17 protein-coding genes are annotated in these 13,671 nt (G+C 46.1%); 3 read left to right on the forward strand and 14 right to left on the reverse strand.

The window, feature by feature from the left end; all coding sequences use genetic code 11:
* Positions 1-390: 390 nt before the first annotated feature.
* Complete coding sequence (locus tag RBB45_RS04035; protein WP_022543901.1) at positions 391-1,137, reverse strand: C39 family peptidase; 747 nt, start codon at positions 1,135-1,137, stop codon at positions 391-393.
* Positions 1,138-1,498: 361 nt separating this feature from the next.
* Between RBB45_RS04035 and RBB45_RS04040 the strand changes: the two genes are divergently transcribed.
* Together RBB45_RS04040 and RBB45_RS04045 are read left to right on the forward strand one after the other, a co-directional pair.
* Positions 1,499-2,422, forward strand: coding sequence for a MerR family transcriptional regulator (locus tag RBB45_RS04040; protein WP_306009127.1), 924 nt, complete (start codon positions 1,499-1,501; stop codon positions 2,420-2,422).
* A gap of 132 nt (positions 2,423-2,554) precedes the next feature.
* Positions 2,555-3,763, forward strand: coding sequence for a cytochrome P450 family protein (locus RBB45_RS04045; protein WP_148949415.1), 1,209 nt, complete (start codon positions 2,555-2,557; stop codon positions 3,761-3,763).
* A 39-nt stretch (positions 3,764-3,802) separates the two neighbouring features.
* On the opposite strand, the gene RBB45_RS04050 is transcribed toward RBB45_RS04045, so the two are convergent.
* From RBB45_RS04050 to RBB45_RS04100, 11 genes are all read right to left on the reverse strand, one after another.
* On the reverse strand, positions 3,803-4,345 hold the full coding sequence (locus RBB45_RS04050) for an isochorismatase family protein (RefSeq protein WP_094769522.1): 543 nt from the start codon (positions 4,343-4,345) through the stop codon (positions 3,803-3,805).
* A 60-nt stretch (positions 4,346-4,405) separates the two neighbouring features.
* On the reverse strand, positions 4,406-4,966 hold the full coding sequence (locus RBB45_RS04055; protein WP_306009128.1) for a nucleotidyltransferase domain-containing protein: 561 nt from the start codon (positions 4,964-4,966) through the stop codon (positions 4,406-4,408).
* Between the two features lie 66 nt (positions 4,967-5,032).
* Positions 5,033-5,200, reverse strand: a complete 168-nt coding sequence (locus tag RBB45_RS04060; protein WP_009793635.1) for a hypothetical protein — start codon at positions 5,198-5,200, stop codon at positions 5,033-5,035.
* A gap of 39 nt (positions 5,201-5,239) precedes the next feature.
* Positions 5,240-5,500 (reverse strand): hypothetical protein, encoded by a 261-nt coding sequence (locus RBB45_RS04065; protein WP_009793634.1) that lies wholly within the window; start codon positions 5,498-5,500, stop codon positions 5,240-5,242.
* A gap of 35 nt (positions 5,501-5,535) precedes the next feature.
* The gene (locus RBB45_RS04070; RefSeq protein WP_009793633.1) at positions 5,536-5,856 is read right to left on the reverse strand and encodes a hypothetical protein; all 321 of its coding nucleotides are present in this window, start codon (positions 5,854-5,856) and stop codon (positions 5,536-5,538) included.
* Positions 5,849-6,373: a sigma-70 family RNA polymerase sigma factor gene (locus RBB45_RS04075; protein WP_022543903.1), complete on the reverse strand. Its 525-nt coding sequence runs from the start codon at positions 6,371-6,373 to the stop codon at positions 5,849-5,851. Before RBB45_RS04075 ends, RBB45_RS04070 begins: the two co-directional genes overlap by 8 nt.
* Before the next feature lie 287 nt (positions 6,374-6,660).
* Positions 6,661-8,235: a DEAD/DEAH box helicase gene (locus RBB45_RS04080; RefSeq protein ID WP_253619093.1), complete on the reverse strand. Its 1,575-nt coding sequence runs from the start codon at positions 8,233-8,235 to the stop codon at positions 6,661-6,663.
* A 99-nt stretch (positions 8,236-8,334) separates the two neighbouring features.
* On the reverse strand, positions 8,335-8,808 hold the full coding sequence (locus RBB45_RS04085; protein WP_101547826.1) for an NUDIX hydrolase: 474 nt from the start codon (positions 8,806-8,808) through the stop codon (positions 8,335-8,337).
* 42 nt (positions 8,809-8,850) lie between these two features.
* Positions 8,851-9,666, reverse strand: coding sequence for a lipid II flippase Amj family protein (locus RBB45_RS04090; protein WP_306009129.1), 816 nt, complete (start codon positions 9,664-9,666; stop codon positions 8,851-8,853).
* Between the two features lie 352 nt (positions 9,667-10,018).
* Positions 10,019-10,456, reverse strand: a complete 438-nt coding sequence (locus RBB45_RS04095; RefSeq protein ID WP_306009130.1) for a GNAT family N-acetyltransferase — start codon at positions 10,454-10,456, stop codon at positions 10,019-10,021.
* A gap of 74 nt (positions 10,457-10,530) precedes the next feature.
* Positions 10,531-11,910, reverse strand: a complete 1,380-nt coding sequence (locus RBB45_RS04100; RefSeq protein ID WP_009793625.1) for an amino acid permease — start codon at positions 11,908-11,910, stop codon at positions 10,531-10,533.
* Positions 11,911-12,037: 127 nt separating this feature from the next.
* Here RBB45_RS04100 and RBB45_RS04105 point away from each other — a divergent pair, with 127 nt between their 5' ends.
* Entirely contained in the window at positions 12,038-12,187 is a 150-nt protein-coding gene (locus tag RBB45_RS04105; RefSeq protein ID WP_022543907.1) for a hypothetical protein, read from the forward strand.
* A gap of 518 nt (positions 12,188-12,705) precedes the next feature.
* Here the strand turns inward: RBB45_RS04105 and RBB45_RS04110 are convergent.
* Together RBB45_RS04110 and RBB45_RS04115 are read right to left on the reverse strand one after the other, a co-directional pair.
* Complete coding sequence (locus RBB45_RS04110; RefSeq protein ID WP_306009131.1) at positions 12,706-13,449, reverse strand: DUF2161 domain-containing phosphodiesterase; 744 nt, start codon at positions 13,447-13,449, stop codon at positions 12,706-12,708.
* Positions 13,450-13,466: 17 nt separating this feature from the next.
* Positions 13,467-13,661: a hypothetical protein gene (locus tag RBB45_RS04115; protein ID WP_009793622.1), complete on the reverse strand. Its 195-nt coding sequence runs from the start codon at positions 13,659-13,661 to the stop codon at positions 13,467-13,469.
* Positions 13,662-13,671 lie beyond the last annotated feature (10 nt).

Consider the following 13,671-nt stretch of genomic DNA (forward strand, 5'->3'; position numbering starts at 1 on the left):
AAACAGATTGCTTTTATTTGCATAGAGGGAAAAAACCCTCTTATTTTACCCAAAAACGACTTCTGACCTGCAATTAACAGTAAAATCTCCCCTTATTGCCTGTCACTTGTTACTCACTTTGTAGTTTCCCAGCTGTTGTATCTGTTATGATCGATCGTAATTGTATGAGCAGATCAAACTCTCAAGAAAGTTAAATAACACCCTAAATGGCACGATACAATCTTCATTGCCAATGTGCTATTTGGGGTGCTTGTTTCTTTGCCATTTTAGTTGTGCTGTCTTATCAAACAACCATATGTTTTATGCACTGAAATGTATGCTGACACATATGCCATTTACAGTATTTCTACAAGAACGCTCTGATCAGGCACTCTTTAGTATTATGTTGCTTTAATTTATAGTTACAGCGTGGCTGCCCATCATCTTCCATGCTTCGGCGAAAGCTTCTTTTTCAGCCTTTCTGTCTTTCGTTCCATAAGGATCATTAACATAGATATGATCCTCATCATAGCCAGTGATCACGACACTGTGCATGTTGAATGTCACCTCTACCGCTCCCTCGGGCGTGTCCCATTTTTCAAAGGAAGCAGCCGGCGTTAAACTGGCCGTTGTTATAATCCATACGGGCGAGCCCTCACTAACCTTTTTAAGGATTTCTTCAAAGTCCCGGCCTGTCAGGTTTTCCGCCTTATCGCCGGCATAAGACTGAGCCAGCTTGAGAATGGGTCCGCTGTAGACGCCAAGTCCAGGCCCGTTGGCCATGTCACCCACAAACCCTGTGTTTGGGCTGCCATAGCTGCCGTTACTATAGCGGAGCGGGACGGTATCTATATTGTCCGCCAATTCATTTTTCGTAACCTTATATCCTTTATAATTCATAAGCATGGCTAGGCTTGTCACCTCACAGCCGTTATAAAGCCGGGGGGCGGCCATTTGGTTGAACAATGGGACATCCAGCATCACTTCCTCCTTTATAATTTCATTCTTCGTTATCGGCGCATTCTTTGCTTTACTATGTAATTCTGCTGCCAGGGCCTTTCCCGGCTGCTCGTTTTCTGCATCCATCCAATGGTAGCCTCCCAGAGTAATAGAAAGACCCACTGTGGCGGCAATAGCGATTCCCCAAGCTTTGTTCATCTGCAAATTCTCCTTAGCTGCATACATTCTAGTAGTTTTATTATTAAGTCTGGAGAGGGGACTTTCAAGAAATTTGCCTCAATTTTAAAGTTAACTTAACCCTTTCGACACAATCCCTCCCTTCTTTTCCAGTTAAGTATAGATATGGGCGCCTCTGCTGATACTGCCATCCTCCCCTTTTTTCTGCCAGTTTCGTGCAATTTCTCTTTCTATGATAGATTCCGTCTAGTTTTGTGAGCTTTTGTCAGACGGCAGGAAAAAAGACAGCACTGCGGAATATAACAGGCAATGATAAAAAGCGGCTCTAATACGTTAGGTAAAATCATGTTTTATATTCAATATAATTGAAAGGATGTTTTTTATGGAAACTCAATTTATGAAAGCTTACACGATTAAAGAGGTATCAAAGAAAATAGGAGTTCCTTCCGGTACACTCCGGCAATGGGAAAAAGATTTGAATGGCCTTCTTGTAATTCCCCGGTCCAAGCAGGGGGTGCGCTTTTTTACTGATACAGAAATTGAGCTATTGGGAAAAATTAAAGAGATGCGCGAGAAAAATCTCAGCAAGGAAATGATCCGCCATCTTATGCAGATCCACCTGGACGGGCGCGGCGAAGAAGATGCCGCCCCATTGCCGGCATCTCCTCCAGCCGTTACAAGAAGCTTTGAGGCGAATCCTGTAAATGATATGGAACTCTTTATGGAAGCCCTTGATAGCTACAAAGAAAGCTTTCTTGCTGATATCCGTGCTGAAATCAGGAATGGCATCCGAAAGGAAGTGCTTGAAGAAGTAAAAAAAGAGATTTCCAGGGGATCGGTGCACACAGTCAAAACAATATCCGATTCTATTTATAAAACAGCTGAAGGCACGAAATCCCAGCTTAAAAGCCTGTCTCACAAAATCGAACAGGTTTCAGAAGATACCTCCGAAACATTCGGAGCTTTTTCAGAAGAGGTTGCGAGGGCTTCGGAAGGCACTTCTGAGCAGATCCGCCAATTGACGGCACGTGTGTCGGATTCCTCGGAAGCGGCTTCTGAAGAATTCAAAACGATGATCCACTATATTTCAAAATCTGCGGAAATAACGAATCACGAGATTACCAGCCTCATTGATACACTGAATAAGGACCGTGATGCCTATCTTCATGCCATGAATGAAGAGAGAGAGCAATATCGGGTGGATATCAAACAGCGAGAAGATATCTTCCAGGATTTTGTCGTCGGCTTCCGCCAGGCAGCTGCTGCAGAGGAAAAGGCAAAAAAAGGCTGGAAATTCTGGAAATAAGCCTATATTCCTGATTGATCATCTGAGACATTGGCACGAAATTTCTGCAGCCTGACAGTTATTGTTATATTTTAACATCCTCTTTATGCTACGCTTATTTTATGCATTAGTACTAGCAAAGGAGCGATTAGCGTGTTTAATGGAAACCATCAAGACAACCCGGAAGCATACAGGATTTTTTCAAAAGAGTTTATCCAAAACCCTTATCCCGGCTACCGTAAGCTCAGAGAAGAACAGCCAGTCTATAAAACCGTCATGCCTGATGGACAGACAGGCTGGGTCATTACGAAATATGAAGACGCAGTTGCAGCATTGAAGGACAAGCGCTTCATTAAGGACTTTTCCAAACTTTACGGCGGCCAGATGGATCATGAGAGCATCTTTACAGAGAATATGCTCTTCTCTGATCCTCCTGACCACAAACGGCTTCGCGGTCTGGTCCAGAAAGCATTCACTCCGAGGATGATTGAAAACATGCGCGGCAGGATCAAGGAAATAGCAGACCAGCTTCTGGACAGGATGGAAAACAAGGAAGAAATCACCCTGATCGATGATTATGCTTTCCCCCTTCCGATCATTGTCATTTCGGAAATCCTTGGTGTCCCAACAGAAGACCAGGACAAGTTCAGGATCTGGTCCAACTCTTTGATTGAAGGGTCAAATGGCGAGAATTGGAATGAAATCCAGCAGCATATGAATGAATTTGTCCAGTACCTGGGCGAATGGTTTGCATTTTTGCGCGATAATCCGCGTGATGACTTGATCAGCCAGCTTATCAATGCTGAAGAAGGCGGGGATAAGCTGACAGAAAAAGAATTGTATGGCGTCGTCTCCCTGCTGATTATTGCGGGCCATGAAACCACCGTCAACCTGATCGGAAACGGGATCCTGTCCCTGCTTGAAAATCCAGATCAGCTAAAGCTTCTGAGGGAGAAACCGGAACTCATCCATAATGCCGTAGAAGAACTTCTGCGCTACAATGGGCCTGTAGAATACAGCACGTCCCGCTGGGCAATAGAGGATGTCGAATTCCAGGGGCAGACGATCAGAAAAGGCGAGCTGGTCATTGCTGCACTGAATTCTGCCAATCGCGATGATGAGAAATTTGCGGATCCGGACGTACTGGATATTACGCGGGAGAAGAGCCCCCATCTTGCTTTTGGCAAGGGCATCCACCTGTGCCTCGGTGCACCACTGGCTCGTTTAGAAGGCGAGATAGCCATCCTAGCCCTGCTGGAAAGGTTCCCGGAAATCGGTCTGAATGCTTCACCGGATGAGCTAGAGTGGCGCCCTGGCATGATTGTCAGAGGCGTTAAAGAGCTTCCTTTGAGGGTCAGATAAAAATTAAAAGCAGCACCCCTGTCAGGGTGCTGTTTCACTTTAAGATTCTGTCACTTTCAAATAAATCTCTTCATATTCCTCAAAATCCAGCACCTCGATAACGTCAGACCAATGAAGGACCGTCCCGATAAAATCCTTGATATCAAGGCCGGGCATTTCATATGTCTCATCTTTATTTACAGTGCCTGTGGCATCTTCAATGAAAGTTACTTTATATCCCCTGTCATAAGCGCTGATGCTTGTAAAGAGACAGCAGAATTCTGTATTGAATCCGGTGATCACCAGCTTTTCGACATCCATTTTCTGCAGCAGCTCTGCCAGATTCGTCTCAAAAAAGGCACTCGGGGTCCTTTTGTCAATCACATAATCTGGATAATCGGCAAATTCCCCGATGATTTCAGCTCCTTCACCTTTTTCATACAGCGGGCTTTCTTCAACTCCATCCAGATGTTTAAGGAATATGACCGGTCTGCCCCTGTCTTTAAAATCCATTATAACTTTTTCCATTTTTTGCAGTTCATCTGAAAAATCCCCTGTCGTAACAATACCATTCTGCACATCTATCACCAGCAATGCTTCCATTTTTTCTCCCCCCTAATTGGCAATCCTCTACCAATTCTTCATTAGATTCGTAATCTCCTTCTATAAATAAGAAATCCAGGGGTGATGAATGTCCATTTGCCGGATGCCTTGCTTCAGCCAATACCTTTGTTCTTTGCTGAGAAAATCCCTCGCACTATGAAAATCTGCTTGATCTTTGGGACGGGCTTTCAGCTTGAAGAGAAGTACAACTTGCGGGTTTAGATAGGGGATATCATCTTCTGTGAACAGGATGGCTTCGGCAACTGGGCAGGAAATCCCAAAGTTGCGGCGGAAGATCCACCTTCCTTCTTCACGCTCGCTCAGGAGAATTTCCGTCTGTTGATTATGTACTCTATCTACTGCGTGAATTTCATGTACCGGAAGATTGAGGTATTCTCCATTCCAGGTGATGAGAGACCCATTGACAGCCTTGCGAAACTCCCAATCTGCGAGTTGGTCCCTCAAAGCTTTCTGGTCTTCCCGGAATATGCCGATTTCCAGATCTGCATGCGGCCTGGTCTGTTTCCCTATAAAAAGATCAATCGCCCAGCCGCCCGCAACAAACCAAGGCCTCTCAAATCCGTCCATCCATCCAGCTGCTTTTTTACACTCCGGGAACATTGGCCCATTCCTCCTCTTTCTTTCAAAGAAAAAAACCGGATGGATTGCATCCGGCAGATTTCTGGACTAGCGGCTTTTTTCTTTGAGAAAGAAGCTTCCCAAAGTGGTTATGCTGGAAACCAGCATGAAGAAAAACGCAGTGCCGGCAAGCCAGGAACCTTGAAAAATCAAACATATAGCCAGGGCACTGAAAAAAATGATCAGGCTGAGATCCATCAGACCTTCCTTTGTCATAGAATTACCTGCCTTTCGTTGTTCAGTAACTCTTTGTTGTCATTTTTTCCGCTCAGACGGTCTTTTTAAACATAATGCTGAAATAATGCCATACAGCACCAGCAGGACTCCAGCTGCAAGAAAGGCTGCGGCAGCTTTTGGAATGTTTTGTTCGGAAAGGCTGTCAGCCATTTCAAAGCCCAGGAATTGTATGCCGATCCCGTCACCATCAACATCTGTCCCTAGGTGCATAAGCTCTATGCCTTTACAGGACAATGCTAAGCCTAAAATAGTCAAGAAGATTAGCAGGACAGCTTTCATTTACAGCACTCCCTTTTTTAAGGCAGTTTGTCTCTTTATTCGGGCTGGTGCATGTCATTCCCTCCTTTTTGGCAAAAGAAATAGGTTTCTGCATCCAAAATTCTGTTATAGCTCTCTTCATAGGCTGTTTGTTTAGTTTTTTCAGCGTTCCAAAGGAAAAAGAATAGAAATATAAGTGCGGCCAGGACAAAAATTGCTCCGTACATTAGATAATGCATCACAATGGATAGGGTCCTGTTTTGTTTGGGAAGGCGGTATAAAGTGAAGTGTATTTGTTGCTTGATAGAGTGCGGCAGATATGACGGCTCATTTTGCAGAATTCTTTTCAGCTGTTCATCCTTGCATTTATCATGCATTGCCGATCCCCCTCTCCTCAGAAAGATAGACAGACAATTTGGCCCTTGCCCGGTTCAGCCTTGATTTTACTGTTCCTGTGCTGATTTCCAGCAGCTCTGCAATTTCCTTGACGGAGAAATCCTCATAATAGTAAAGGATGACTGGTGCACGGTGTTTTTCATCCAGCTCACCGATTGCTTCGCTAATGCTTTGGGCCGGATCGCCGAGAAACCGGTCTGATAGATAATATTCAATATCCTCCACAGGCACGACTGTTTGTTTTTTTCTCAGGATGTTATGGCACTCATTGATGAGGATGCGCGTGATCCAGGTTTTAAAATATTTGGGCTGCTTCAGTTTGCGGATGCTGCGGAAGCTCTTCAGGATCGTTTCCTGAATGGCATCTGCACAATCATTATCATTGGACAGCAGGCCTCGCGCCACCCGGTAAAGCGATAGTTCGCAAGATTCGATCAGTCTGACGAAAGATTCCTCATTTCCTTTTTTGGCAAGAATAATGTCTTTTTCTGAAAACACATTTATCTTCCTCCCTTTGCACATTAGACATTTTTTCGAATGCAAAGGTTCCATTTTTTATCTAAATTGGGCTTAATTACTTATGGAAATTGGAGAAAAAAGGAGCTTTTTGGGCAAATGGTATTCCCGATTTCTAATCAGTCCCAGGCCTAGGCAGGCCTGAGCTTCAGCCGTTTAGGAGAAAAGATATCCGATGCAAGTATTTTGAGCAATATATTAAATGAAAGGTGAGAATGGTGCAAAAAAATGTTCATAAAAAAAGAAGGCCCAATTTCGGCCTTCTCTCATTACCTCCTGCCGCGGCCAGGTCCCCGGCTTCCATTTGAAGCTGGACCCCGGTCTCTGCGACCGCCTGTTCCATCTGAACTTCTGGAGCGCTGGCTGTCACGGCTCCGCTCCCCGCTTGAGCGTATGCCATCAGGCCTTGGGTTTCTTTCAGCAGATCGCCCACCTGACGATCTCCGGCCATCACTAAGAGAGCGCCTGTCCCCTGATCGGCGGCCATTCTCTCTCCGCTCGTCATGTGTATAGCTGCGGATTTCGCCATCGGCTCTGCGTCCTTCACTCGAACGGTTGCGCCTCTCCCCTGATCGGGTGCTGCGGACTTCCCGGCTACCCCGCCCTTCCGTCCGGCCGCCAGTCCTTCTCCGTGATTCAGCGCCGCCAGCCCTGCGGTCCCTGTCAGAACGATTTTTAGGTTTATCTCCACTGCTGCTTTTTTCCCCATCAGCTGTTGTATTGGCAGTCGCAGTGCTTTCTTCTTTAGGCAGTCTTATATTCAGCTCCTGCTCGATCGCTTTTAAAGCCGCCTCATCTTTTTCTGCGTAGAAAGTGACAGCAAGCCCGTCTTTGCCTGCCCGCCCGGTGCGGCCGATGCGGTGGACATAGCTTTCGCTGTCCTGGGGGATGTCATAATTGTATACATGTGTCACGCCCTCCACATCAAGGCCCCTGGCCGCTACATCGGTTGCGATCAGAAACTGGATTTCAGCATTACGAAACTTCTTCATGACTTTTTCACGTTTCGCCTGGGTAAGATCCCCATGAAGTTCTTCGCATGAGAACCGCTGGGACTTCAAGGCATCGTATAATTTTGTGGCCCTGCGGATCGTCCGGCAGAATATGATCGCCATGAATGGCCTGTCTTCCCTGATCCTGCTGATAAGGGCATTCTGCTTGGCTCGGTCTGTCGTAAAAATAGCCAGCTGCTCGATAGCTTTTTCGGGAACAAATGTTTTTTCAATGCGTATGCTCTCCGGCTCCTTCAGATGCTTTTTGGACAATTTCCTGATATCGTCAGGCATGGTGGCTGAAAACAGCATCGTCTGCCTTGAAGCAGGTGTCTGGCTGATAATCAGTTCCATCTCATTTAGAAAACCGATATGCAGCATCTGGTCTGCTTCATCAAGAACAAGGAACGATACCTCATCAAGCTGGACAGTCCCCCTCCTGAGATGATCAAGAAGGCGGCCAGGCGTGGCCACTACAATCTGTGTCTGTCTTTGCAGCTTGTGCAGCTGTTTCTCGACATCCTGGCCCCCGTACACGGCCAGCACATTCAAGTCAGGCATGTCTTCGATCAGCTTTTTCACTTCGGATGTGATTTGCAGGGCGAGCTCTCTTGTCGGCGTGACAATCAATGCCTGCGTGCTTCCATTTGAAGGATCAATTTTTTCCAGGATGGGAAGAATGAACGCCAGCGTTTTTCCTGTGCCTGTCTGTGCCTGGGCGATGATATCCCTGCCTTCCAATACGATTGGAATCGCTTTTTCCTGGACAGCTGTCGGTTCATCGATTCCCTGGGCGGCCAGTTTATGTATAAGAGGATCTGAAATCCCAAGATGTTTAAAATTCAATCTAATCCCTGCTTTCTTTTGGACAATACTCCTATTATCTGCGATAGCTTCATCAAATAGCAACCTTTATCGGACCGTAAAAGAAAAAAGAGACCCGGGAGGCCTCTATAGGACAGAAGAATGCATAGCACGCTTAGTTTTCAATAGGTCATTGATGACAATCTTATCCGGAGGACTGATATTTTCAGGCAGCTGCTCCAACGGGAAAAACTCGACCTTCACTGCTTCCTCAGGATCTGGTTCAGCCGTTCCGTGGTATTTCGTGCAAATATAAGCAGCAATGACATTATAAACTTCGTCGCCATGAGGATACTTATAATATAATTCCTCGCCGGAATATACTTTGAAAAATGAAAGATCTTCTGCATGAAAGCCTGTCTCTTCCTTCAGCTCCCTGAGTGCTGTGCTTTCTAGTGATTCTCCCGGCTCAAGCGATCCGCCTGGAAGGCCCCAGCAGCCGTTATCCTTTCGCAGCTGCAGCAGCAGCCTGTCCATTCCATCCAATAGCAGGACACTGCTTCCCGCAGCAATAAGCGGCCGTGTCCCTACCATCTTTCTTAAATCCATTATATACCCCATGATTTTCCCCCTATATTAGTTTGGCAAGCTATGAACATCCTGCTAAATCCATTTAGAAAACCAGGCAACATAATAAGCAGCGGGCAAGAATAATGCCTGTGCAAACAGCGTCCCGGCGAATTTACTTGTCACCATGGTCAGTGAATAGCTCTTCAAATACACATAGCCGGCCTTTTTATTGGCGACCCTATCGGCGAGTATAGACGCTTTCGGATCAACAAAAAGGGTCAGCATAATGGTGGCGAAGCCATTGATGATGCCTGATGACATCATGGCTGCCCCCTGGTATTCAGGAGCCAGCGCCGAAGCATACAGTGCCGCAAGGATGCCCACTGTATAAATCCCGGAAATCAGGACATTAACGGCAAACAAGCGTTTAGGCACCGTCTGATAAGTGATGCCGTCCAGATAAGAGAGCCTCGGAAAACGGAAGCAGGCAGCTGTTTTTTTGAGGCTTGCTATTGTAAACCCTTTTTTCAGCACTTTGCTATATGATCCTTTTTCTTCCGACAGCTGGACAATGGTCCTCGAAAAAATGCCGATGAAGGTTGGGAACAGCATTATGCCGAGCACGACCCCGGCAGATGAGACGAATAAAAGGAATCGGTATTGGTCCTCCAGAAAGCCAAGCTTGTCCCCTTCAGGAGCTAAATCGGCCAATTTTGCTGTCATCGGCTGCTGAAAAAGAGTGGAAAACCTGGATATAAGGACAATCGAGCTGAAAAGGGACAAAGCAGTGGCAATAAGGCCGACCCTTGCCCCTGACAGCCTTGCCGAATAAGCCAGTGTTTCTACAGCCGTGATGACCAGCAGAAGCAGGGCTATGATAAGGAGTTTTCCTGTAATGAAAGCCGCCATGCTCCACCCTCCTTTTTATTTTATTTTAAACCAAAAGGAAGATGATGGGAAATATTATCTTTAAAAGTTAGCTTTATAAAGTTCCATGTTTATAATACTGATAAAAAATAGGACTTCATGATTAGCGGAAGTTCCATTTTGCAGGAATTGCTTGCTAAACTGACGGACCCGATCGAAAAATCTATGTAAAAAAAAATCCGCGCCACCCCATAAAAGGACCGGACCTTCCCGGACCTGAATGAGGGGATCGGTGACAGGCACAAAAATAAGCGGAGAAACTCCCGCTTATTTTTAAAGCTTGCTGCTCAAGGATCCATTGAATCATCTTATCAACAATAGACTTTAACATAGCCTAAAACTTCATTTCCATCACTGTTGATATATCATGAAAGCCAATTTTCTCGTACATCCTCTTGGCGGGATTTCCCTGAAAAACATTCAGCTGTACCTTTTCATATCCCTCCCGCCTGAACACTTCTACCGCGTGGGACATCAGCATCCTTCCAACCCCAAGCTTTCTGTAGGGCGGGAACACATAAAGAGAATACAAAAATGCCGCATTGTTTCCATTTACAGGATTCGTATCCCTTCCTGCCATCAGCCAGCCAAGGATATTGTAATCATGGACTGCCACATAAAAGAATGCCCCACTCTGCAGCGCCGGAATAAATGCACCCAATCCCTTTTGGGGATCATTCTGAAGATGCCCCATTGAGCTTTCCTCCATCACATGCACGGTTGTATATAGCAGCTGTTCTGTTTCAGTCCGATTTGCTTTTCGTATAAACAAAAGGCAGCACCCCGTTCATTTGCTTTCAGCATAATATATGCCGGACAAATGCCCATGGTGCCGACAATCCTGTTTCAGCCGGTATTTTCAGTTGGATTTGAATCCCAGACCTTTTTCTTCATTATTATCACCGCAATGGCGATTAAAGCAATGATGCCCAGGCTAACGAAAAATCCGGGACGGATATTCTTTTCAAGCAGAGTGCCGCTGACGGCTGCCAGGATCAGCAGCAGTGCCGCCGAACCCATCAATTTACTCCAAATCTTCGCTTTGAGAAGCTTAAATGAAGAAATGACGATAAAAAACCAGTTATATAGAAGCAGTATCCCTGCCGCTGTTGTAATATACTCATAAATCTTACCCGGCAAAAGCAGGGCGGTGATAATGGATAACAGCAGCCCGACAGAAGCCAGCCCCAGGGATGGCAGGGGCAGATCCTTCATTTTCTTGATTTTTTTTCCGAAGAAAGCCGGTGCATCCCCATCCTTAGCCAGTGTCACAAGAAGATTGGTCACTCCGAAGAGTGAAGCAGTCATGGTTGAAAACCCGGCAATGATGATTGCCCCGTTAAAAACATGCGGAAAGAATGGCAGATGATTTTTCGACAAAGCCGTAATGAACGGGCTTTCTTTCTCATGGAAAGCATCAATCGGCACCATCGCGACAGCAAGCCCCAGAGAGATCACATAAATAGATGCCAGGAGGATCAGCATCACACTCCCCGCCTTTGGTGCATCTTCCTTCTTTTTCAGCTGCATGGCCATCAGCCCGATGACTTCAATCCCCCCATAGGCATAGAAAGCATAAATAAGGGAAGACCAGAAGCCTTTAAAGCCGTCTTCAAAAAAAGCACCTGCAGAGTCCGGGATCCCAGGGCGGTCCGCATCGCTGTGCAGCCAGCCGAACATGGCGGCTGCCGCCAGAATGATGAACATGATGATGGCTGCCGTTTTTACGACTGCCAGGATATCCTCTATCTTATCAAAGCCTTTTGTACCAGTCAGTACAACAAGGATGGACAAAATGGCATAGCCGGCTGCAAATACCCATAAAGGCACATGCGGGAACCAGAAACGCGACAATATGGACAAGGCTGTCAGCTGGCTGCCCATGATCAGGATATTGGATGTCCAATAATTCCATCCGCAGCTGAAGCCGGCCCATTTTCCATAAGCCTTTTTTGCGTAATAGCAGAATGAACCTTCCTGCGGGTCTTTTGCAGTCATCTTTGCAAGCAGGTTAAAAACAATATAAGTTCCAAGTGCAGCCAGTATGAACGAAAAGACGATGGAAGGGCCAGTAATCTTAATGCCGATGGCTGAGGCCAGGAAATAGCCTGTCCCGATTGTACAGCCAACCCCTGTCAAGGACAGCTGCCACCATTTCAGATTTCCTTCCTTCCCTCCCTTGCTTCCTTTTCCTGAACTGCTTGGATCACAACTAGCACTGCTCATTTTCTGCCTCCCTCTTAGAGAAAAATGAATTATTGTCATTTATCCGACAAACACTATACAAGATTATCGTTTCTAATCTTCGGCCAGAAAATCCGGTGAAATAAATGGAATCAGGGAGGTGTTGTTTGTGTTCGAGAATAAAAATAGGAAAATGATTGGTGCAGGCGCTATTCTCTCAAGCTTTTTCAGCCTGATCATTATTGGAATGACGATTTATCATCATCTGAGGATTGAGGAATTAATTATGAGGGTTCAGAACGGACAAAAGGTGAATTAAAGGCTTGTTTTTCTTTTTTACGTGGCTGGAGGAGGAGTGACATTTTGAGGTAAGTCTGGAATCAGGCTGAATAGAGTCATGACTCCCCTTTTGGCAGTCGGATCGTGCATCTCAGGAGCCTGTTGGGGTACATGACTTCCCTTTGCACGGCCGGGTCATGTATCCCAGGAGCCTGTTGAAGTACATGACTTCCCTTTGCACGGACGGGTCATGTATCCCAGGAGCCTGTTGAAGTACATGACTTCCCTTTGCACGGCCGGGTCATGTATCCCAGGAGCCTGATGAAGTACATGACTTCCCTTTGCACGGCCGGGTCATGTATCCCAGGAGCCTGACGGAATACAGGACTCCCCTTGCACTGCCGGCTCATGTACCTCAGAAGCCCAATGTAATACAGTACAACCCGTTAGAATGGGGAGTCATGTACCAGCCCTGACTTCCCCTCCCTTCTCATAGAACCGCCATAGCCAATATTACTATCAGTTCAAACAAAAAAGCCACAGCCATCAAGGCCATGACTAATCGCTATCTTCACTTACAAAACTCAACCCCCCGGAATAATACCCTGCTACATCAGGATGACTTTCAAGCTCCTTCCTCCCTTTTTCTGTCAGGGAATAGGTTCCGCGGCTGATCCTTTCAAACCAGCTGTAGTAGTTTTTATGAAGGATTGATTGGGTTTTATCACCGGTGCCCATTTCGCGGAGCTTCTTTGGCGACAAGGGGCCAAAGCGCTTCAGGCAGCAGGCGATGTGGATGCAATTTTCTTTATAGGCGGTCATGATCTTTGTCTGGGTGACTCCTCCAACATTATAGAATCCGTTCCGCCCGTTGATTTCAGAAAGCAATTTATCCTTCCTTTTCTTGTTGAGGCGGGAGCTTTTTTTGCGGTCGAATGCTCCCGGTTCAATCTGAATCTCCATTTTGGCGGAGCCCGCCTGGAAAGAAACTAAGATAAGGCCGAGCTCAAGCCGCCGGATGAGGTGGCTGATATCATTCCACTTTTTCGAGCGCAGCCTGTACTTTGGCTTTGGGATCGCGATATACACCTGGTCGGACAGCTTTTGCCTTTTGGCCGCCTGCACCAGCAGCTCGACTGTCAGATTGAGCTTCAGCTCAACAATAATGAGCTCCTCTTCTTTCACAGCCACAACATCACAATCATGAACTTCTCCATAAACCTCGTAGCCGAGTGCAGAAAAATGCTTTTGTATGGGTCTGTATAAATCTGCTTCATATCTTTTCAAATTTGTGTTTTTCATTGCTGCTGCCTTTCTGTCTAATGGTTTCTCTTAAAGAAGTTCGAGGCAGCTATAAGGAGGATTCCTACTATAATGACAGGTATGGACAGATTGCTTACAGCTTCCGGCACATCCCCGATATCAAGCAGCGGATTGACGGCAAAACCAGCTGCAAAAAGGGCCATGCCAAGGAAATAGAGTGTCTTGCCTGTTTTTGAAAGGCGATTGATCATTATTATTTGC

The sequence above is a fragment of the Bacillus sp. MMSF_3328 genome, from assembly GCF_030733525.1.
Classification (GTDB): domain Bacteria; phylum Bacillota; class Bacilli; order Bacillales; family Cytobacillaceae; genus Bacillus_AB; species Bacillus_AB infantis.

Bases quoted from the DNA above. Each gene is read 5' to 3' on its own strand.
- RBB45_RS04100 (WP_009793625.1), bottom strand. From the start codon at position 11,910: ATGAGCAGTGCTAGTTGTGATCCAAGCAGTTCAGGAAAAGGAAGCAAG.
- RBB45_RS04035 (WP_022543901.1), bottom strand. From the start codon at position 1,137: ATGAACAAAGCTTGGGGAATCGCTATTGCCGCCACAGTGGGTCTTTCT.
- RBB45_RS04065 (WP_009793634.1), bottom strand. From the start codon at position 5,500: ATGAAAGCTGTCCTGCTAATCTTCTTGACTATTTTAGGCTTAGCATTG.
- RBB45_RS04070 (WP_009793633.1), bottom strand. From the start codon at position 5,856: ATGCATGATAAATGCAAGGATGAACAGCTGAAAAGAATTCTGCAAAAT.
- RBB45_RS04115 (WP_009793622.1), bottom strand. From the start codon at position 13,661: ATGATCAATCGCCTTTCAAAAACAGGCAAGACACTCTATTTCCTTGGC.
- RBB45_RS04055 (WP_306009128.1), bottom strand. From the start codon at position 4,966: ATGTTCCCGGAGTGTAAAAAAGCAGCTGGATGGATGGACGGATTTGAG.
- RBB45_RS04050 (WP_094769522.1), bottom strand. From the start codon at position 4,345: ATGGAAGCATTGCTGGTGATAGATGTGCAGAATGGTATTGTTACGACA.
- RBB45_RS04090 (WP_306009129.1), bottom strand. From the start codon at position 9,666: ATGGCGGCTTTCATTACAGGAAAACTCCTTATCATAGCCCTGCTTCTG.
- RBB45_RS04110 (WP_306009131.1), bottom strand. From the start codon at position 13,449: ATGAAAAACACAAATTTGAAAAGATATGAAGCAGATTTATACAGACCC.
- RBB45_RS04060 (WP_009793635.1), bottom strand. From the start codon at position 5,200: ATGACAAAGGAAGGTCTGATGGATCTCAGCCTGATCATTTTTTTCAGT.
- RBB45_RS04040 (WP_306009127.1), top strand. From the start codon at position 1,499: ATGGAAACTCAATTTATGAAAGCTTACACGATTAAAGAGGTATCAAAG.
- RBB45_RS04085 (WP_101547826.1), bottom strand. From the start codon at position 8,808: ATGGGGTATATAATGGATTTAAGAAAGATGGTAGGGACACGGCCGCTT.